The following is a 20,472-nucleotide window of genomic DNA, read 5'->3' as shown; positions in this document are numbered from 1 at the left end:
TCAGGTCGTGGTCGGGTTAGACAACCACCGCAGCACCTTCTGATGACAGGCCCACATTGCGGCGGAAGACGTCGAATAATTCGCGGCCCACGCCGTTGCCGTTGCCAGTCAGATCCGCAATCGCAGGGCTGCGTGTGTCCAGATCGACGCCCAGTACATCAATGGTTCCTTTGGTCGCGTCAAGCCGCACGATATCGCCGTCCATGATCAGGCTGATCGGCCCGTTATCGGCGGCTTCGGGGGACAGATGGATTGCCGACGGCACCTTGCCCGATGCGCCCGACATGCGCCCGTCCGTGACCAACGCGACTTTCAGCCCGCGGTCTTGCAGCACGGCTAATGTTGGCGTCAGCCCGTGCAGTTCGGGCATGCCGTTGGATTTAGGCCCTTGAAAGCGCACGACGATAATTGTGTCGCTGGTGAATTCGCCAGCTTTGAACGCGTCCTTCACGGCTTCTTGGGTGTGGAAAACGCGGGCAGGGGCTTCGACGATATGGCGTTCTTTGGCGACGGCGGAGGCTTTGATCACGCCGCGCCCAAGATTGCCCTTCAATTGCTTGAGCCCGCCTTGTGGCTGGAACGGATCGCTGGCGGGGCGCAGAATTTTTTCGTTCAGTGATTTGCCTGCTCCGGGCGCATAGGTGATCCGCCCGTCGGTCAGTTTTGGCTCTTGCGTATAAAGATGCAGCCCGTCGCCCGCGACTGTTTTCACGTCGTCATGCAGCAAACCGGCATTCAGCAATTCGCCAATCATGTACCCAAGCCCGCCTGCGGCGTGGAAATGGTTCACATCGGCCAGCCCGTTTGGATAGACCTTTGCCATTAGCGGGGTCACATCGGACAGATCGCTAAAGTCTTGCAAATCAAGGATAATCCCCGCCGCTCGCGCCATCGCAGGCAGGTGCAGCACAAGGTTGGTTGACCCGCCGGTTGCCATCAGCCCGACAAGCCCGTTCACAAACGCCTTTTCGTCCAAGACATCGCAGGTCGGGGTGAACTGATTACCTAGTGCGGTGATCTCAAGCGCGCGTTCGGTGCCTGCTACGGTCAGCGCATCGCGCATCGGCGTGTTGGGGTTCACAAATGACGCACCCGGCAGATGCAATCCCATGAATTCCATCAACATCTGGTTGGTGTTGGCTGTGCCGTAGAACGTACAGGTGCCCGGCCCGTGGTATGACGCCATTTCGGATTTCATCAATTCTTCGCGGCCAACCTCGCCCAGTGCGAATTTCTGACGGACTTTGGCCTTTTCGTCATTGGGCAGGCCGGATGTCATTGGCCCCGCAGGCAGGAACACGCTGGGGATATAGCCGAAAGTGGCGGCGGCCATCACAAGACCCGGTACGATCTTGTCGCAGACGCCCAGATAGATTGCAGCGTCAAACACGTTATGCGACAGGCCGACACCGGCGGCGAGCGCGATCACATCGCGCGAAAACAGCGACAGTTCCATGCCGGTCTGGCCTTGGGTCACGCCGTCACACATTGCAGGCACGCCACCCGCAACCTGTGCGGTGCCACCGGCCGCACGGGCCGCGGCGCGGATCAGATTCGGGTATTGTTCAAACGGCTGATGCGCCGAAAGCATATCGTTATAAGCGGTAATGATGCCGATATTGGGTGCGCGGCCAGCGGCCAGCGTGTCTTTGTCTTCGCCCATTGCCGCATAGGCGTGGGCCAGATTTCCGCAGGCCATATGGCTGCGGCGCGGCCCCTCGGATGCGGCACGTGCCATGTTTTCAAGGTAGGTCTGGCGCGTTGATTCTGAGCGTGCACGAATGCGGTCAGTGACTTGCGCAATTACTGGATGAAGTGGCATTGGCTTCCTCATAACATGTGTTCGCGCAGGGCGTAGCATATTCTGTTAGCGCTAACAAGTCTATCGTGCGTCAAACCGTTGTCTAATTGTTAGCCCTTGTGTTGTACCTATTTACCCGACTTGGTGCGGTATGATACGCCTGCCCGAAATATGTGACTGCGGTTAAGGATATAACGATGATAAAACGATTTTTTGGAATTGTCTTGCTGATTGGCGCGATGGCTGCCTGTGCGGGACCGGGTTCAGACCCGCGCCCTGCGGTTGACCGGTCTTATACGTTGCAATCATTGAACTTTACCGCAACCCCAGGTCTGGTGGTCTCCGAAGCCAATAATTATTACCCGCAAGCAGATATCGTCTGGCGCGGCGATGCGCCCGGACCGCGTATTGCCCAGATCGGCGCGATGTTCGAAACCGCCGCAGCACGCAATACATCCGTGATCCGCGGGGACACGCCGGTGACAGTTGATATCCAGCTGATCCGCTTTCACGGGGTGACCGAACGCACACGTGGTTCGATCGGTGGCGTCTATAACATCATCTTTATGATGACGGTCCGCGATGCGCGCACAGGTGCAGTGATCGAACCCGCGCGCCGGATTGTCGCCAATCTTGATGCACCTGGTGGCAGCGGCGCCCAAGCGCTTGAGGCTGCAGGGCGCACCGAAAAGGTTGAGGTCACAGATTTCCTGACCGCAACCTTGCGCAACAACCTGATCTAAAGACATCACGCGACATCTTCCCAAGCAGGGGCGAATAGGGGTAGGAGGTCAGATATGAACACATCTGACACCTCCCCCGCCACCATGCCCGTTGTCCGCCTGATCCCCAAGGCCGAAGCCCGTGCGATCCGTCACGGCTTTCCTTGGGTTTACGCCAATGAGCTGGTCACCGACCGCCGCACACGCAATCTTGCGCCCGGTACTATTGCAATGCTCGAAGACGCGAACCGCGTGCCTATGGGCATTGTCGCAGTCACGCCTGCGTCAAAAATCATTTGCCGGATGCTCGACCAAGATCCCGAGGCGGTGATTGATCAGGCATGGTTTGCTGCCCGTCTGACCCGCGCGCTTGCGCATCGCGCGCGGCTTTATGATGCGCCGTTCTATCGCCTTGTGCATGCCGAATCCGACGGGTTGCCTGGCGTGGTCATCGACCGTTTTGGCGATGTGGCCGTGGTACAGCCGAACGCGGCTTGGGCCGATGTGCTGATTGCCCCGCTGGTGGCCGCACTTGCCGAGGTGACCGGCGTCACAACCGTGATCATGAACGGCACAGGCCGCGCGCGCACACTGGAAGGTTTGGAAGAAAAGACCGAAATCGTGCTTGGCACAGCGCCCGAAGGGCCGATCCCAGTGCCGATGAATGGCGCCATCTATATGGCCGATGTCATGGGCGGCCAGAAAACCGGTCTGTTCTTTGACCAACGCCCCAACCATGCCTTTGCCGCCGGATTGGCCAAGGATGCGCGGGTTCTGGATGTGTTTTCGCATGTCGGCGGCTTTGGGCTGGCGGCATTGGCGGGGGGCGCTGCATCGGCGCTGGCGGTTGACGGATCCGCACCCGCGCTGGAACTGGCCGCACAGGGCGCTGCCGCAATGGGGGCCAGTGACCGGTTTGAAACCCGCAAGGGTGATGCTTTTGACGTGCTTGCCGCCTTGGCCGAAGAGGGCGCAAATTTCGACGTTGTCGTTTGTGATCCGCCCGCATTTGCACCAACCCGCAACGCCGCCGAAGCAGGCCTGCGCGCCTATGAACGTGTGGCGCGGCTGGCGGCACCTTTGGTCACCGAAGGCGGGTATCTGGTGCTGTGTTCATGTTCACATGCCGCCGATCTGACCAAATTTCGCAACGCATCCGCGCGCGGGATTGGCCGCGCAGGGCGGCGCGGGCAGATCATCTATACCGGTTTTGCCGGCCCTGATCATCCGCAACTGCCGCATCTGGCCGAAAGCGGCTATCTTAAGGTCGTTGTCTTCCGCCTATGAGGGTGATGATCGACGCCTGCGTTCTTTACCCGACGGTCATGCGCGAAACCGTGCTTGGCTGCGCGCAGGCGGGGCTGTTCGCACCCCGCTGGAGCCCGCGAATTCTGGAAGAATGGGCGCGGGCCACGCGCAAGATTGGGCCAGAAGCGGAAGTTTTCGCGCGCGGTGAAATCGCCGCACTCGGCGCGCAGTTCCCGCAGGCCTGCGTCACCTACGACCCCGCGCGCGAGGCGCAATTCTGGCTGCCTGACGCGGGCGATATCCATGTGCTGACGGCGGCGGTGATCGGGTCATGTGACGCGATCCTGACGATGAACGCCAAGGATTTTCCGGGCAATATCCTTGCCGAAGAAGGGCTGATCCGCCGCGACCCTGACGGGTTTTTGTGCCAGTTGTTCGCGCAATCCCCTGATGCCGTGCGGCCCGTTGCAGACCGCGTACTGGCCGAAGCAAACCGCCTGTCAGAACGCCCGTGGGAAATGCGCGCGCTGATGAAAAAAGCGCGGCTTCCAAGGTTCGGCAAAGCGCTGATCGGCTAGTGCCACTTGGACTCGTTTGCCTCTATCGCGGCGATGCGTTGCGCGACCTTGGGATGGCTCAGTAGCCACGCAGGCGTGGTCGCGCCGCGCGCGCCGGTCAGGGTTTCAAGCTTGGTAAACAGCGCCTTTTGCGGCGCGGTTCCGATCCCCGCCTTGATCAAAAGCGCCGAAGCATAGGCGTCCGCCTCGAACTCGTCCTTGCGCGAAATTCCCGCCGCAAGCAGCCGCATCGCCATTCCCGCAATCCATGGGCCGATCAGCGGAATGAACCGCCCCAGAACTATCGCCAGCGCGGTGCGCATTGCGTTTTGTCCTGAAAAATCAATCATCCGGCGGCGCGCATGTCCCAAGGCCACATGCCCCAATTCATGTGCGATCACAGAGGCCATTTCATCCGCGCTGACCTTGCCTTCGCGGTATTTTTCGTAAAACCCGCGCGTGATGAAAATGCGCCCGTCTTCGACCGCCAGCCCGTTCACTGGTTCAATCTCATAGATATGGACGCGAATGCGCGCGATATCCAAAGCATCCGCCATTCGGCGCAGCATCTGGCCCAGCCCCGGATCAACCAGTTCGGTGGATTTTGCATCCAGCTCGCGCGCTGTGCGCCAAACCGAAAAGCGGTACATCGCCAAACCGTAAAGCACGGCCAAAAGGATCGGGGTGAATTTGATCATAGGGTTAATATGGGGGTGAATCGGCCCATCACAAGGGCAGCCCCAGCCGCTGTCTGGCCTCGGCATGGAGCTTGTAATGGGCGGGGGTTTGCAGGGCTTTGCACAGAAAATCCGCGTCGGAAAACCCGTCCAGATAGGCGCGCATATTGTCGATAATCGTGATCTTTGGCCCGTCAAACGGCTGGTGGCGCACGGCCATTCCGGTGGTCACGCTGCCCGCGCGCAGCACCCGCGCATAGGCGCCAGGGCGTTCGGCGGCATAGAATTGTTTGATCGCCTGACCACTGCCGATATGGGCGGCATAGGTGGCGCAAGGAATGCGCGGCGATGTGATTTGCAGCAGGGTTTCCCCGATCTCAAAGATATCGCCAAGGTTTAGCTTTGCGCTGCAAAGATCGGATATCAAAAGATTTTCGCCGAAAAATCCGGGCGGGGTAGGGCGTTTCAACGTAGCCTCCCACCACAGACGGTCGGGTTCCCCGAAAATATAAACTGCCTGATCCACGCCGCCGTGGTGTTTCTTGTCGCAGATGGTATCGCCGACAAGCCCCTGATCGGTGATCTGGACGCTTGGCACGGGTTTTTTGAAATGCCCTGTCAGGCCCGATTTGGCGTTGGTCGGTTCGGGTTTGCCGATCTGGATGCCTAAGATTTCCACCTATCGCCCCAATGCTTTCATACCGGTTTCAATGCCGGCCAATGTCATCGGCACCATGCGGTCGGCGCCAAAAATATCCTGAATCATCCGGATCGATTGCGTATAGCCCCAATAGCGGGCGTCGGTAGGGTTGATCCACAGATGGCTGGGCCATTGGTCGCGCGCGCGTGCCAGCCATGTCGCGCCGCTTTCGGCATTCCAATGTTCATTCGCACCGCCCTTATAGGCGATTTCATAAGGCGACATGCTGGCGTCACCGACAAAAATGCATTTGTAATCAGACCCGTAGGTGCGCAAAATGTCCCAAGTCGGGGTTTGCGCATCCCAGCGGCGGGCATTGTCGCGCCAGACGCCCTCGTACAGGCAGTTGTGAAAATAGAAATGCTCAAAGTGTTTGAATTCGGATTTCGCGGCGCTGAACAGTTCTTCGACCAGTTTGATATGCGGGTCCATTGAACCGCCAATATCCAGAAATAACAAAACCTTAACTGCATTGCGCCGCTCTGGCCGTGTTTGCACATCAAGATAGCCATGTTCAGCCGTGGCGCGGATGGTGCCTGACAGATCCAGTTCCTCATGCGCCCCGTCACGCGCCCATTTGCGCAGGCGTTTGAGCGCGACCTTGATGTTGCGGGTGCCGAGTTCGACGCTGTCATCAAGGTTGCGAAATTCGCGTTTGTCCCAGACCTTGGTCGCGCGCTGGTGGCGGCTCTCGGCTTGGCCGATGCGCACGCCTTCGGGGTTGTAGCCATAGGCGCCAAAGGGCGAAGTGCCCGCAGTGCCGATCCATTTATTCCCGCCCTGATGGCGGCCCTTTTGTTCCTCAAGCCGCTTTTTGAGCGTCTCCATCAGCTTGTCAAAACCGCCCATCGCCGCGATCTCGGCTTTTTCCGCAGCGCACAGGTGCTTCTCGGCGAGCTTCGCAAGCCAATCGGCAGGAATATCGACGGCCTCCATCACGGCTTCGGGGGGGATCGCGTCCAGCCCTTCAAAGGTTGCCGCAAAGGCGCGGTCGAACTTATCCAGATTGCGTTCGTCTTTGACCATGATCGTGCGCGCCAGATAATAGAACGCGTCGATATCATAGGTGGCAAGCCCCGCTTTCATCGCCTCGAGAAAGGCCAGAAATTCGCGCAGCGATACCGGAACGGCATGTTTGCGCAAATTGTCAAAGAAGGGCAGAAACATCGCTTAGGTCAGGCTGCGTTCGATGTAGATCAGGGTGAACAGACCAACCAACCCGAAGATGATCGCAAAGACCGCCGACCATTGCGCGATATCCTTGCCCGATCCGCCCCGCGATTTGGCGCGAAACCCGCCAAAGATGGCCCCAAATACCAGTCCAATAAGTGGAAAAATCATCGCGTTTATCCTTTGTTAGCTTGGATTATCACGCGCAAGCGACGCGATTTCGTTTAGCCGGTCGATGACCTCATCGCGGCTGCCAAATCCGTAACGCCCCCATGCCAGACTGTCCAGCCGTTGCGCGGATGCGGCCTCGGTGTTGCCTTGTAGATCAAGCGCCTCGGCCTTGAACATCAAAAGCTGCGACAACAGCGCTGCGTTTTCGTAGCGTTGCGCAATCGGAATCGCCTGATCCGTGATGGCGATTGTGGCTTGGGGGTCGCGCGCGACCAGCGTTGCGGCGGCTAGTTGCACCGCCACATGGGCGGCATGGATATCAAGCGTGCGATCCGGCGAAAATATCGCAAAGGCAGTGTTGAACGACCGCAACGCAGCCGATGCATCATGCGCGATTTGTAACCGACCGTAGACGTAATAGGCAAAACCCCTGCGCGCACCGGTCCAGCCGATTTCTTCGCCAATATCTATGGCGCGCGCGGCGGCGTTGCGCCTTGCAGCTGGTGTCAGGCGACCGTTCAGCGCGGTTTCGATGGCGGATTTCCAGTCGCGTGGCGTGGCGGGATCGGCAGCGCCGCCCGCCCGTTGCCCGCCCGGATTGATCCGCGCCAGAATGCCGGGCAGGCGGGCTGCGACCTGTGCGCGGGTCATGCCGCTGTGCAGTTGGTCGTCGTAGAAGGCCCGCAAAACCAGCGTGTCAAACCCCGTCAGCACGGCATGGATATTATCATCATTATAGACTGAATCCGGCAGCCGGTACATATCGTTGAGCGGTCCAAGCGCCTGTGCCAGTTCTTCGTGCATACAGTCGCGGGCTTCTTGTGGGGGGGTGCCCGAAGGGATGAAAATCGCCGCGTGTTCACGTGTGGTCAGCGTTGCCCAGTTCAGCGCGCCATTGCGCCGCGAACGTTGCAATTCGGCCCAGCTTTGCACCCGCGGGACAACAAAACAGGCGGCATTGGGGGCCACGCGCCGCATCTGCGCGGGGGTGACAATTTCGATCACGATATTGGCGCGGGCGGCGTTGCTGCGGCTGATGTCAATCCCTGCCTCTGCGCGCAAACGTGCTAAAAGCAGCTCCAGATCGCGGCTCATATGGGCGGGCAGGTTGCCTGCAGTGCGCAGGGTGATCGGCTGTTCAAACCTTGTCAGGACCGGCAGCGGCTGTCCGGTTTCCATCGCAAAGGCGAGGTCCAGAATATCCCCTGCGATTTCGGAATTAGGGCGCTGGGGCGGCGTCGGGGTCGGGGTGCCAAAACTGCGCATCTGCGGAAATTCCAGCAGGGTCGGCTGCGCCGTCTGGCTGGCCTGTGGCGCAGGCGTGCAGGCTGTCAGACAGGCAAATGCAAAGGCCGCGATCCGCTTCATGTTGGGCGCTGGTACTTGATGAAATCGGTCAAGCTGCCCACCCGGTCATAAAGCTGGCGACCTGTGTGATTGTCCTGTTGGGTCATCCAGTAGACATTTGGCGCCCCTGCCGCATCCGCGGCGGCATAAACGGCTTCGATCAATTGCCGACCGACACCGGTGCCGCGCACATGCGGGGCGGCAAACAGATCCTGCAGATAGCAGACATTTTCAACGCGCCAGCAGTGGCGGTGAAACAGATAATGGGCCAAGCCCACGGGCTGATCGTCCTGCACCGCAAGCAGACAGCTGTAATCTTGCGAATCTTCGCCGATCAATCGCGCGAAAGTCGTGTCGTAAATATTTGACGGTAATGACGTTTTGTAAAATGTCAGGTAACCGGTCCATAGGGTTTCCCATGCGGGTCTGTCGCTGCTGCGCAGCGGGCGGATGATGGTCTGTGTCATGTTATTGGCCCCTTGATTGCGCCAAGCATAGCGGGAAATTCGGCCCCCGCCAGTCACGCCCGTATTACCGCCCCGCGCGGGCCATAAAGGCAAGCCGTTCAAACAGATGCACGTCCTGTTCGTTTTTCAACAAGGCACCATGCAATTTGGGCAATGCATTGGCGCCGTCACGTTTAAGATCCTCGGGCGTCAGATCTTCGGCCAAGAGCAGTTTCAGCCAGTCCAGAACTTCGGATGTTGACGGCTTTTTCTTAAGTCCTGCGGTTTCGCGGATGTCATAAAACTGCGTCAGCGCCGTGGTCAAAAGCGCGTCCTTGATTCCCGGGAAATGCACGGCGACGATTTTGCGCAGGGTGTCGATATCGGGAAACTGGATATAGTGGAAAAAGCAGCGGCGCAAAAACGCGTCTGGCAATTCCTTTTCATTGTTGGACGTGATGATGATCACGGGGCGGTGGCGCGCCTGCACGGTTTCGCCCGTCTCGTAGACGTGGAATTCCATGCGATCCAGTTCTTGCAGCAGATCATTGGGAAATTCGATGTCGGCCTTGTCGATTTCATCAATCAACAAAACCACACGTTCGGGAGACGCAAACGCCTGCCAGAGCTTCCCCTTTTTGATGTAATTGCCCACATCATTGACCTTGGCGTCACCCAATTGGCTGTCGCGTAACCGACTGACGGCGTCGTATTCATAAAGCCCCTGCTGCGCCTTGGTGGTGGATTTGATGTTCCATTCGATCATCGGCATATCCAGCGCCGCGCTGACCTGACGGGCCAGTTCGGTTTTGCCGGTGCCGGGTTCGCCTTTGACAAGCAAGGGGCGCTGCAAAACCATCGCCGCATTCACCGCAACCCCCAGATCTTCAGTCGCTACATATGTGTCGGTGCCTGTAAACTTCATCTTCGCAAATCCAGTTATTGTGGTCGCAACCTATCAGGTCCGTGCCGATCATCAACAACCCTTAATCGTCAAAAACAGGGGGTGACAGTTGCCATCCGAAGGAGTAAACCCCCGCGTAAATATGGCCCCCGCTACTGTACTTTTGGATTGTGGCAAGGCCGTGCCGGAGAATTGATAAGGTATGAAGATGAAAGCCGAAACGTTTCTGCCAGAAGACTATACCCCTGCCGACAACGAGCCGTTCATGAACGAACGCCAGACGGAATATTTCCGTCGTAAGCTGTTGAACTGGAAGGCGGAACTTGTCGAAGATACCCGTGACACCGTTGCAGGGATGAAAGACCAGACCCGCAATATCCCCGATGTCGCCGACCGTGCATCCGAAGAAACCGACCGTTCGCTCGAGTTGCGCACACGTGACCGCCAGCGTAAATTGGTCGCCAAAATCGACGCCGCCTTGCGCCGCATCGACGAAGGTGAATACGGCTATTGTGAAATTACCGGCGAGGCGATTTCGCTCAAGCGGCTGGACGCGCGCCCCATCGCCACCATGAGCCTTGAGGCGCAAGAACGCCACGAGCGCCGTGAAAAGGTGCATCGCGACGACTAGGATGCATTATAACGCAAACCGCAACGTCGCCATAATTGGCGGCGGCATCGGAGGGCTGACCGCGGCCCTTGCGTTTGCGCGACATGGCGCCTCTGTCACTGTCTACGAACAGGCCCCCGCATTGACCGAAGTCGGGGCGGGGCTGCAAATTACCCCCAACGGGATGCGCGCGCTTTATGCGCTGGGGCTGGAAAAACCTTTGGGCCTTTCGGGGCTACAGGCGCAGGCGGTTGTGCCCATGGATGCGCTTACCGGGCGGGCGATCACCCGTTTTGACCTGTCTGAACAATCGCCCCCCTACCGTTTTTTTCATCGCGCCGCACTTATTGATTTGCTTGCGCGTGCCTGCGCGGCAACCGGCGTTGTGGTGAAGCTGAACGCGCGGATCAGCGATATCAGGCAGGACGGATCGTTTGTTGCAACCGGCGAAACCGTGACGCCTGATCTGACCATCGGGGCGGACGGGCTGCATTCTGTGCTGCGCAGCGTGATCAACACGCCCGCGCAGCCGTTTTTTACCGGTCAGGTTGCATGGCGCGCCTTGGTGCAATCGGAAGATCATGAACCGGTGGCGCGGATCTGGATGGCACCTGGGCGTCATATGGTCACCTATCCGCTGCCGGGCGGACGGCTGAATATTGTGGCCGTGCAGCAGCGCAGCCAATGGGCCGATGAAGGCTGGAATCACAATGATGATCCGGGCAATCTGCGGCACGCTTTTGCGGATTGCGACTGGCGGCTGAAATCGATCCTTGCCGATGTCGAAAAGGTAAACCTGTGGGGGTTGTTCCGCCATCCGGTGGCGCAGCGCTGGCAGATGGGCAGCATGGCGATTTTGGGCGATGCGGCGCATCCGACGCTGCCATTTCTGGCACAAGGCGCGAATCTTGCGATCGAGGATGCATATGTTCTGGCGCGCGCATGCAATCGCCATGAAACGCTTGCGACAGGTCTGCGCCTGTATCAACAGGACCGCCGCGACCGTGTGGTCCGTGCGATCAACGCAGCCAATGCCAATGCGCGCAACTACCATTTTTCAGGCGTCAAGCGCCGCATCGCCCATAGTGGCCTGCGTGCAATGGGGGCTGTCGCGCCGAATGCGTTTTTGAACCGGCTGTCATGGCTGTATGATTTTGACGTGTCTACCTAGCGAAAATAGTAATTGGTCTGGTCGGTCACCTGTTCCAGTACCTGAAACGTCCTGAAATCAACGCGGTAAACGTCATCTTCGATCCGCATATAGACCCAGCCATCGCGTACCGGCGGCAGGCCATAATAGTCTGCGTTCATCATGATCGAATGTTCGCCACGTTCCAGATAGCTGCCGATTTCAACAGGGCTTGGGCGCGGGGTTGTGGATACGGGCGCGGTGACGCAACTGGCACTGGTGTTGGCCATCAGGCATTGCGCCGCCGCAATAGAAGGCGAAAAACAGGCCAGACTGCAGGCCAAAGCAATTGTTTTACCGAGCATTTTTGCCATGCTCCTTACAAGATGCACCTTAACAATGGCGCATAGCATAATGCGCCTGTCTTAATTATCGATGAACCTAGGCCGCGAGGTCAACCCAGACGGGCACATGATCCGACGGGCGTTCGCGCCCGCGAACCGCAGATTCGATCCAGCAATTATTCAACAAATCCGCGCATTGCGGGGTCAAAAGAAAGTGATCAATGCGGATGCCGTTGTTCTTTTCCCATGCGCCCGCCTGGTAATCCCAGAATGAATAATGCCCGTCGCCTGTTTCACACGACCGAAAAGCCTCGGTGAAGCCAAGGTTCACGATTTTGCGAAATGCGGCGCGGCTTTCGGGCCGGAACAGCGCGTCATCGGTCCAATCGGCGGGGCGCGCGGCATCCTCGGGCTGGGGGATGATGTTGTAATCACCGGCCATCAGCGCGGGCATTTCAGCCGCCATCAATTCTTGGGCGCGGGTATACAGCCGGTCCATCCAGCGCAGTTTATAATCATATTTGGGGCCAGGGGCAGGGTTGCCATTGGGCAGATACAGCCCGCAAATGCGGATCGCGACATCGCCCACGACCGTGGCTTCGATATAGCGCGCCTCTTCATCGTCGACACCTTCACGTCCGGCACCCGCCGCACCGGGCAGGCCGCGGGTCACATCTTCAAGCGGTAGCTTGGACAGGATCGCAACACCGTTAAACCCTTTTTGCCCATGGGTTTCGACGTTATAGCCTTTGTCTTCAAGGGCTTCGCGCGGGAATCCTTCGTCCTGGGATTTAATTTCCTGCAAAATAGCGACATCGGGATTGGCATCGTCCAGCCAATCGGTCAGCGCGTTCATCCGCGCCTTGATGCCGTTAATGTTGAATGTCGCGATTTTCATTGTCCGCCCCTGTTTTGGCCAGTTTTGCAGGAGGGCGCGGCGATGTACAAGGGCAGGCTACATCGAAAATGATGTGCCGCAGCCGCAAGATGATGCCGCATTGGGATTGTTGATCACAAATCGCGCGCCGATCAGTTCTTCGGAAAAATCGATCGTCGCATCGGCCAGAAAGGGCAGGGACACGGCATCAATCACCACGGTTTCGCCCTGATCTGTCAGGGCAAGGTCATCGTCTTTGACCTCATCGAGATCAATTTCATACTGAAATCCCGAACACCCGCCGCCCTCAACCGCGATGCGCAGGGCCTTGCCTTGGGCTGCGGCACCAATCTCGGCCAGCCGTTCAAAGGCGCGTGGCGTTACTTTTGGGGGAATTGTCAGCATTTTGCGACCTATGCGTTTGTGTTCAATTGCAATATAGGGTCCATAAGCAAGACGGACAAGACAGGCAAAACAATGGCAGCCCCCTATGCAACCGACCCGCAAAACCCGCGCGGGCGGCTTTACCCCGAAGAAGAAAGCTATTTTCGCTCGCCTTTTCAACGCGATCGCGACCGGATCATTCATGCGTCAGCCTTCCGGCGGCTCAAACATAAGACCCAAGTATTTATCGAACATGAAGGTGATTATTTCCGCACGCGGCTGACCCATTCGATCGAGGTCGCGCAGGTCGCGCGCACTGTTGCGGGCACATTGGGGCTGAATGTCGAGCTGACCGAAGCCGTCGCATTGGCGCATGATCTGGGTCACACGCCCTTTGGCCATACCGGCGAAGAGGCGTTGGATGCCTTGATGCAGCCTTACGGCGGGTTTGACCACAACGCGCAGGCGCTTCGGATCGTGACCGATCTGGAACGCCACTATGCCGAATGGGACGGGCTGAACCTGACGTGGGAGACATTGGAAGGTATCGCCAAACACAATGGTCCTGTGACGGGCGATATTCCCTATGCGCTGGCCGCCTATAACGCGCGCCATGATCTTGAATTGCACACACATGCCAGCGCCGAGGCGCAGGTTGCTGCACTTGCCGACGATATTGCCTATAATAACCATGACTTACACGACGGTCTTCGTGCTGAGCTGTTCAGCACGGATGATCTGGCAGAACTGCCGATCCTGCGCGATTGTTTTGCGCGTGTGGACGCGAAATACCCCGATCTGAATTATTACCGTCGCCGCCACGAGGCCTTGCGCCGGTTCTTTGGGGTGCTGGTCGAGGATGTGATCAAGGTCAGCCAGCGCAATTTGACAGACCTGAACCCGTCCACCGTGCATGACATCCGCCACGCGGGGCGCATGATGATCCAGTTTTCGCCGGAACTGTGGACCGACCTGAAGGTCATCCGCAAATTCCTGTTTACCCGCATGTACCGCGCGCCTGCGGTTGTGGAAATGCGGGTGGTGGTGACGCAGATGGTCAATGATTTATTTCCGTTTTTCATGCAGAATACGGATGAACTGCCCAAGCAATGGCGCAAGGATGTGGCGGATGCGCCCGATGAAATCGCCTTGGCAAGGAGTGTTGCGGATTATATTGCAGGCATGACAGATAGGTTCGCGATTCAGGAACATCGCCGGCTGATCGGTGGCGAAGAAATACCAGCAGGGGTTATCGATGGCAGTTGAATCGGACATTGGCGCAATGGCGCCTGTCATGGCATTTGCGCTTGTGGGTGCGCTTGGGGTCGGGTCGCAATGGGTGGCTTGGCGCCTGCGGATGCCTGCGATTGTACTAATGCTGGTCGCGGGGGTGCTGATCGGGCCGGTAACGGGCGTTTTCAATCCGGCACGTGATATCGGGCCGCTGATGGGGCCGATGATATCGATTGCGGTTGCGATTATCCTGTTCGAGGGCGGGCTGACCTTGAACTTTCATAATTTGGCGGATGCGGCCAAGGGTGTGCGGCGGCTGGTGTTTATCGGTGCGCCGCTTGGCTGGTTGACGTCAACATTGGCGCTGCGCTACGGGGCAGGGCTGTCGTGGGAAAGCGCGACTGTTTTCGGCGGCATCATGATCGTGACCGGTCCTACCGTGATTGCACCGTTGTTGCGCACCGCGCGACTGTCCAAACGCCCCGCGGCCTTGCTGCAGTGGGAGGCCATCGTCAACGACCCGATCGGCGCTTTGGCCGCTGTGCTGGCATTCGAGGTCGTGCTGGTAATGAACACGGCCACCACGGTGAATGCCGCGATCATGGATCTGGTCATCGGGATCACGGTTGCGACCGTGCTGGGCATCCTTGCCGGCTACGGGCTTGCGCGCGCGTTCAAACGGGGCTGGGTGCCTGAGTATATGAAAGTGCCCGTGCTGTTTGCGTTGCTTTTGGGCATTTTTGGCCTGTCGGATTACGTGCTGCACGAAAGCGGGCTTTTGGCGGTTACCATCATGGGGATCGTGATCGCCAATGCGAACCTGCCCAGCTACGAAGAACTGCGGCGTTTCAAGGAACACGCCACGGTCTTGCTGGTTTCAGGCGTGTTTATCCTGCTCGCAGCGAGCCTTGATTTTTCCGCGCTACGTCAGCTTGATCTGCGCGCAATCAGCTTTGTTCTGCTGGTGATCTTGGTTGCCCGCCCGCTGACAGTGTTTGTGGCACTTTTGGGGTCGGGGGTTCCGTATCGTGAACAGATCCTTGTGGCATTTACCGGCCCGCGCGGGGTGGTTCTTGTTGCTGTCGCAGGATTGTTCGGGGACCGGCTGATCGGGCTTGGTTTTGAAGATGCGCCGCTGATTGCACCGCTGGCCTTTGTTCTGGTTGCGGTCACCGTGGTGTTGCACGGGTTCACGCTCGCGCCTTTTGCGCGCTGGCTGGGGTTGACCGGCGCGGACGTGCCGGGGGTTGTGGTGATTGGTGGGTCAAACTGGACAACCGCCTTTGCCGAAGCATTGAAAAAGGCCGAGGTGCCAGTGCTGATGACCGACCCGAACTTTGGCAACTTGCGCGGCGCGCGCGCGGCGGGCATCCCGACGTTTTCGGGCGATATCCTGTCCGAGGCCGCCGAGCAGCGGCTGGAATTGATCAGCTATGCGACATTGGTCGCCGCCACAGATAACGACGCCTATAACACGCTGGTCGCCACCGATCTGGCACCAGAATTCGGCCGCGATTCCGTGTTCCAAGTCATGCGCGCCAAAAACGACAGCGCGCGCCACCAGTTGCCGCGGACATTGGGCGGGCGCAAGTTTGGCGTTGAAGAAACCCACCGCGGGTTGGAACGTATGATTGCGGATGGTTGGACATTCCGGATCACGCGGCTGAGCGAAGAATACACGCTTGAGGACTGGCGCGCAAAACGGCCCGATGCGCATCTTTTCGCGCGGATCGGCACAAATGGCGCGATCAAACTGATCCGCAAAGATGAAGAGGTGAAACCCGCCCCCGATGTGCGCATCATTGCCCTGCGCCCGCCTGGATCGGACGAGCCCGAACAACCGGCTCCTGTGTCCACTTAAGACCGGCTTCATGGACATGCGGGCAGCTTTGCCTGCATAGTCCATGGAGTTCGATGCACCCAAATTCAGCGCAAGAAGGAATCAAACATGAAATTCCGCTTTCCCATTGTCATCATCGACGAAGACTTCCGGTCCGAAAATACATCGGGCCTCGGGATCAGGGCGCTGGCCACGGCGATCGAGGAAGAAGGTTTCGAGGTGCTGGGCGTCACCAGCTATGGCGACCTGTCGCAATTTGCGCAGCAACAATCGCGCGCGAGCGCCTTTCTTTTGTCCATCGACGACGAAGAGTTCACGCCCGGTCCCGACCTTGACCCTGCCGTTTTGAATCTGCGCAATTTCATCGAAGAAGTACGCTGGAAAAACGAAGACGTGCCGATCTATGTGTACGGCGAAACCAAGACAAGCCGGCATCTGCCCAACGACATCCTGCGCGAATTGCACGGGTTTATCCATGCGTTCGAAGACACGCCCGAATTTGTGGCGCGCCATATTATTCGCGAAGCCAAACAATATCTTGAAGGCATCCAGCCGCCGTTTTTCAAGGCGCTTTTGGATTACGCAGAAGACGGGTCGTATTCGTGGCACTGCCCCGGCCATTCGGGCGGCGTGGCGTTTCTGAAATCGCCTATCGGGCAGATGTACCACCAGTTTTACGGTGAAAACATGCTGCGCGCGGATGTGTGTAACGCGGTCGAGGAACTCGGCCAGCTGTTGGATCACAACGGCGCGATTGGCGCGTCCGAACGCAATGCGGCGCGGATTTTCAACGCAGATCACTGCTATTTCGTGACCAACGGCACATCGACGTCCAACAAAATGGTGTGGCATCACACCGTTGCACCCGGCGATGTGGTGGTGGTTGACCGCAACTGCCACAAATCGATCCTGCACAGCATTATCATGACCGGCGCGATCCCTGTGTTCCTGAAGCCCACGCGTAACCATTACGGCATCATCGGCCCGATCCCGCAAAGCGAATTCGAGATCGAAAGCATCAAGGCCAAAATCCGCGCCAACCCGTTGCTTGAAGGTGTCGATGTTGATGCGATCAAACCGCGGATCATGACGCTGACCCAATCAACCTATGACGGGGTGCTTTATAACACCGAAACCATCAAGGGTCTGCTGGACGGTTATGTCGAAAACCTGCATTTCGACGAAGCATGGTTGCCCCATGCTGCGTTCCATCCGTTTTATGGCAGCTATCATGCGATGGGCCGCAAACGTGGCCGCACCAAGCATTCCGTGACCTATGCGACCCAGTCGATCCACAAATTGTTGGCGGGGATTTCACAGGCAAGCCATGTGCTTGTGCAAGACAGCGAAGACACCAAGCTGGATCGTCACCTGTTCAACGAAGCCTATCTGATGCACACATCGACCAGCCCGCAATATTCGATCATCGCAAGCTGTGATGTGGCGGCGGCGATGATGGAACCGCCAGGCGGCACCGCGCTGGTTGAAGAAAGCATCGCAGAGGCTCTCGATTTCCGGCGCGCGATGCGCAAAGTCGATGAAGAATTCGGTGAAGACGACTGGTGGTTCGAAGTCTGGGGACCAGAGGCATTAGGCGACGAGGGGATCGGCGAAACCAAGGATTGGGTGCTCAAACGGACCGATGCGGACGGTGTGCAGGCCTCGGACGGTGAAGATTCATGGCACGGGTTCGGCTATATGGCACCCGGTTTCAACATGCTTGACCCGATCAAGGCGACCTTGATCACTCCGGGCTTGAATCTGGACGGCCGGTTCGAAGAAACCGGCATTCCGGCGTCCATCGTGTCGAAATATCTGGTTGAACACGGTGTCGTTGTTGAGAAAACAGGGCTTTACAGCTTTTTCATCATGTTCACGATCGGGATCACCAAAGGGCGCTGGAACACGCTTGTGGCGGCATTGCAGCAGTTCAAAGACGATTATGACCGCAACCAGCCGCTATGGCGGACGATGCCGAAATTCTGTGCCCAGCACCCGCGCTATGAAAAAATGGGGCTGCGCGATCTGTGTCAGCATGTGCATGCGCTTTATACCAAATACGATGTAGCGATCCTGTCGACCGATATCTACCTGAGCGATCATACCCCCGCGATGACGCCAAGCGCGGCCTTTGCCCATATCGCACAGCGCACCACGCAGCGGGTCCCGATTGATGAACTCGAAGGGCGGATCACAACCAGCCTGATCACCCCTTATCCGCCAGGTATCCCGCTTTTGGTGCCGGGCGAGGTGTTCAACAAGAAAATTGTCGATTATCTGAAATTCAACCGCGAATTTGCGCGCGAATGCCCCGGGTTTGAAAATGACATTCACGGGCTTGTGCACGAGATCGCCGAAGACGGGACATCGGCCTATTTTGCGGATTGTGTCGCACTTTAGCGGGTGAACCGCGGTGTGACTTATGTGCGGGCCTGCAAACGCCGAGGGTCCATTGACCTGCGCGGTTAGGGTGGTAAACCCTGACCAAATGTTATGATGCCCGATATCGGGCCAAAGGACTGCTATGAACCTGTTTGCTGATATCCGTACCCGTGTGGTTGCCTGCCTTGATCAACTGGTGGCCGAAGGCACATTGCCCGCAGGGTTGTCGACAGATGCCGTCGCGGTTGAACCCCCACGCGACGCCGCCCACGGCGATATGGCAACCAATGCAGCGATGGTGCTGGCAAAGCCCGCCAAGATGAACCCGCGCGCGATTGCAGATGCGCTCGCGGCCAAACTGCTGGCCGACCCGATGATCACCGTGGCCGAGGTCGCAGGGCCGGGGTTCTTGAACATGCGGCTTGATGCGGGTGTCTGGCAGGCGGTGGTAAAAACCGCATTGACCGATCCGACTTACGGGCAATCCACATTGGGCCAGAACGCCAAAATCTTGGTGGAATACGTATCGGCGAACCCGACAGGGCCTTTGCATGTCGGCCACACACGCGGCGCCGTGTTTGGTGATGCGCTCGCGCGTCTGCTGGATTACGCGGGCTATAACGTGACCAAGGAATACTACATCAACGACGGCGGGGCGCAGGTCGATGTGCTCGCGCGGTCGGTGTATAACCGCTATCTTGAGGCCCACGACCTAAGCGTGGAGTGGCCCGAGGGGACATACCCGGGCGATTATCTCATCGAGGTCGGAGAGGCGCTTAAGGCGAAGGTCGGTGATAAATACGTCGAAAAGGACGAAGATCACTGGCTTGCCGATATCCGTGAATTCGCAACCGAAGCGATGATGGACCTGATCCGCACCGATCTGGAATCGCTTGGTGTTGTGATGGATAGCTTCTTTTCCGAAAAATCGCTTTATGGCACCGGCCTGATCGAAAAAGCGATCGCAGAGCTGGACGAAAAAGGCCTGATCTACCGCGGCACGCTGGAACCCCCCAAAGGCAAACTGCCCGAAGATTGGGAACCGCGCGAACAGACGCTGTTCAGATCCACCGCACACGGCGATGACGTGGACCGGCCCGTGCAGAAATCTGACGGAGCGTGGACATATTTTGCGCCCGACATCGCCTATCATTATGACAAGGTGCAGCGCGGCTATGACCAGCTGATCGACGTATTCGGCGCCGATCATGGCGGCTATGTCAAACGGATGAAGGCGGCCGTTTCGGCGCTGTCTGACGGCAAGGTGCCGCTGGATGTGAAGCTGACGCAATTGGTAAAGCTGTATAAAAACGGCGAACCGTTCAAAATGTCCAAACGGGCAGGGACATTTGTCACGCTGGCCGATGTCGTTGATCTTGTCGGTCCGGACGTGACGCGGTTCCATATGTTGACGCGCAAGAACGATGCGACGCTTGATTTCGACTTTGATAAAGTGTTGGAACAATCCAAGGACAACCCCGTTTTCTATGTGAATTACGCCTATGCACGGGTGAATTCGGCGATGAAAAAGGCGGGCGTCTTTACGGCGGTCGATGATGCGACTTTGGCGGGTGTTGATCTGTCTGGCCTGACGCATGACGCGGAACTGGGCGTGATCAAAAAGCTGGCCGAGTGGCCGCGACTTGTTGAAATTGCCGCCAAAGGGCACGAGCCACACAAGATTGCGTTTTATCTTTATGATTTGGCGTCGGATTTCCACGCACTCTATAATCGTGGCAATGATGAAACCGCGCTGCGCTTTGTCCAAGAGAGTGATTCAGATGCCACACAGGCGAAAATTGCCCTGATTCGCGCCGTAGCGATTGTCATTTCGCACGGATTGGGTATTCTTGGGGTCACTCCGGCAGAAGAGATGCGCTAACGCACATGCTGCCAGAGTAAGCTGAATTAACGGACCCAAAAGCCAAAA

Annotated in this window: 20 protein-coding genes; 9 read left to right on the top strand and 11 right to left on the bottom strand. The window is 57.9% G+C overall.

The annotated features are described in order from the left end of the window. Positions 1 to 16: 16 nt before the first annotated feature. Positions 17 to 1,822 carry a phosphogluconate dehydratase gene (gene edd / locus BM320_RS08010; RefSeq protein WP_090198665.1) on the bottom strand — a complete coding sequence of 602 codons (1,806 nt, stop codon included), beginning with the start codon at positions 1,820 to 1,822 and terminating at the stop codon, positions 17 to 19. A 176-nt stretch (positions 1,823 to 1,998) separates the two neighbouring features. On the opposite strand from edd, the gene BM320_RS08005 reads away from it, so the two are divergent. Genes BM320_RS08005 through BM320_RS07995 form a run of 3 tightly spaced genes read left to right on the top strand, consistent with a single transcriptional unit; the run spans position 1,999 to position 4,349 of the window. Continuing rightward, complete coding sequence (locus BM320_RS08005) at positions 1,999 to 2,544, top strand: DUF6778 family protein (protein ID WP_090198662.1); 546 nt, start codon at positions 1,999 to 2,001, stop codon at positions 2,542 to 2,544. A 54-nt stretch (positions 2,545 to 2,598) separates the two neighbouring features. Next, a complete protein-coding gene (locus BM320_RS08000) occupies positions 2,599 to 3,810 on the top strand; it encodes an RSP_2647 family RNA methyltransferase (protein WP_090198659.1) in 1,212 nt (403 codons plus the stop codon). Further along, a complete protein-coding gene (locus tag BM320_RS07995) occupies positions 3,807 to 4,349 on the top strand; it encodes an RSP_2648 family PIN domain-containing protein (RefSeq protein ID WP_090198657.1) in 543 nt (180 codons plus the stop codon). Before BM320_RS08000 ends, BM320_RS07995 begins: the two co-directional genes overlap by 4 nt. Here the strand turns inward: BM320_RS07995 and BM320_RS07990 are convergent. From BM320_RS07990 to BM320_RS07960, 7 genes are all read right to left on the bottom strand, one after another. Then, positions 4,346 to 5,026, bottom strand: coding sequence for a M48 family metallopeptidase (locus BM320_RS07990; RefSeq protein ID WP_090198652.1), 681 nt, complete (start codon positions 5,024 to 5,026; stop codon positions 4,346 to 4,348). The two genes, BM320_RS07995 and BM320_RS07990, sit on opposite strands and share 4 nt — an antisense overlap. A 28-nt stretch (positions 5,027 to 5,054) precedes the next feature. Then, on the bottom strand, positions 5,055 to 5,684 hold the full coding sequence (locus BM320_RS07985) for an MOSC domain-containing protein (RefSeq protein WP_090198650.1): 630 nt from the start codon (positions 5,682 to 5,684) through the stop codon (positions 5,055 to 5,057). Further along, positions 5,685 to 6,872, bottom strand: coding sequence for a vWA domain-containing protein (locus tag BM320_RS07980; RefSeq protein ID WP_090198647.1), 1,188 nt, complete (start codon positions 6,870 to 6,872; stop codon positions 5,685 to 5,687). A gap of 3 nt (positions 6,873 to 6,875) precedes the next feature. Further along, complete coding sequence (locus BM320_RS16395; protein WP_090198644.1) at positions 6,876 to 7,046, bottom strand: hypothetical protein; 171 nt, start codon at positions 7,044 to 7,046, stop codon at positions 6,876 to 6,878. A 15-nt stretch (positions 7,047 to 7,061) separates the two neighbouring features. After that, on the bottom strand, positions 7,062 to 8,414 hold the full coding sequence (locus BM320_RS07970) for a DUF2927 domain-containing protein (protein ID WP_090198641.1): 1,353 nt from the start codon (positions 8,412 to 8,414) through the stop codon (positions 7,062 to 7,064). Further along, positions 8,411 to 8,860 (bottom strand): GNAT family N-acetyltransferase, encoded by a 450-nt coding sequence (locus BM320_RS07965; protein ID WP_090198638.1) that lies wholly within the window; start codon positions 8,858 to 8,860, stop codon positions 8,411 to 8,413. Before BM320_RS07965 ends, BM320_RS07970 begins: the two co-directional genes overlap by 4 nt. A 64-nt stretch (positions 8,861 to 8,924) precedes the next feature. Then, positions 8,925 to 9,764: an AAA family ATPase gene (locus BM320_RS07960; protein ID WP_090198635.1), complete on the bottom strand. Its 840-nt coding sequence runs from the start codon at positions 9,762 to 9,764 to the stop codon at positions 8,925 to 8,927. Between the two features lie 187 nt (positions 9,765 to 9,951). Between BM320_RS07960 and dksA the strand changes: the two genes are divergently transcribed. Together dksA and BM320_RS07950 are read left to right on the top strand one after the other, a co-directional pair. Continuing rightward, positions 9,952 to 10,374, top strand: a complete 423-nt coding sequence (gene dksA / locus BM320_RS07955) for an RNA polymerase-binding protein DksA (protein WP_090200475.1) — start codon at positions 9,952 to 9,954, stop codon at positions 10,372 to 10,374. A 1-nt stretch (position 10,375) separates the two neighbouring features. Beyond that, positions 10,376 to 11,524 (top strand): FAD-dependent monooxygenase, encoded by a 1,149-nt coding sequence (locus BM320_RS07950; protein WP_090198632.1) that lies wholly within the window; start codon positions 10,376 to 10,378, stop codon positions 11,522 to 11,524. On the opposite strand, the gene BM320_RS07945 is transcribed toward BM320_RS07950, so the two are convergent. From BM320_RS07945 to BM320_RS07935, 3 genes are all read right to left on the bottom strand, one after another. Beyond that, positions 11,521 to 11,847 (bottom strand): hypothetical protein, encoded by a 327-nt coding sequence (locus BM320_RS07945; RefSeq protein WP_131802333.1) that lies wholly within the window; start codon positions 11,845 to 11,847, stop codon positions 11,521 to 11,523. The two genes, BM320_RS07950 and BM320_RS07945, sit on opposite strands and share 4 nt — an antisense overlap. A 76-nt stretch (positions 11,848 to 11,923) precedes the next feature. Further along, positions 11,924 to 12,724 (bottom strand): exodeoxyribonuclease III, encoded by an 801-nt coding sequence (xth, locus tag BM320_RS07940; protein ID WP_090198626.1) that lies wholly within the window; start codon positions 12,722 to 12,724, stop codon positions 11,924 to 11,926. A gap of 57 nt (positions 12,725 to 12,781) precedes the next feature. After that, positions 12,782 to 13,108, bottom strand: a complete 327-nt coding sequence (locus BM320_RS07935) for a HesB/IscA family protein (RefSeq protein WP_207496861.1) — start codon at positions 13,106 to 13,108, stop codon at positions 12,782 to 12,784. 72 nt (positions 13,109 to 13,180) lie between these two features. Between BM320_RS07935 and BM320_RS07930 the strand changes: the two genes are divergently transcribed. The 4 genes from BM320_RS07930 (at position 13,181) to argS (ending at position 20,424) form a co-directional block, all read left to right on the top strand. Further along, a complete protein-coding gene (locus BM320_RS07930) occupies positions 13,181 to 14,353 on the top strand; it encodes a deoxyguanosinetriphosphate triphosphohydrolase (protein ID WP_090198624.1) in 1,173 nt (390 codons plus the stop codon). After that, complete coding sequence (locus BM320_RS07925; protein ID WP_090198621.1) at positions 14,343 to 16,181, top strand: cation:proton antiporter; 1,839 nt, start codon at positions 14,343 to 14,345, stop codon at positions 16,179 to 16,181. The genes BM320_RS07930 and BM320_RS07925 overlap by 11 nt, the downstream gene beginning before the upstream one ends. An 87-nt stretch (positions 16,182 to 16,268) precedes the next feature. Further along, the gene (locus BM320_RS07920) at positions 16,269 to 18,560 is read left to right on the top strand and encodes an arginine/lysine/ornithine decarboxylase (protein ID WP_090198618.1); all 2,292 of its coding nucleotides are present in this window, start codon (positions 16,269 to 16,271) and stop codon (positions 18,558 to 18,560) included. Between the two features lie 124 nt (positions 18,561 to 18,684). Further along, on the top strand, positions 18,685 to 20,424 hold the full coding sequence (gene argS / locus BM320_RS07915) for an arginine--tRNA ligase (RefSeq protein ID WP_090198615.1): 1,740 nt from the start codon (positions 18,685 to 18,687) through the stop codon (positions 20,422 to 20,424). Positions 20,425 to 20,472 lie beyond the last annotated feature (48 nt).

This window comes from Yoonia tamlensis (genome assembly GCF_900115105.1).
Classification (GTDB): Bacteria; Pseudomonadota; Alphaproteobacteria; order Rhodobacterales; family Rhodobacteraceae; genus Yoonia; species Yoonia tamlensis.
Note: the sequence above shows the minus strand (reverse complement) of the source record. Positions and strands in the feature narration are given on the sequence as shown.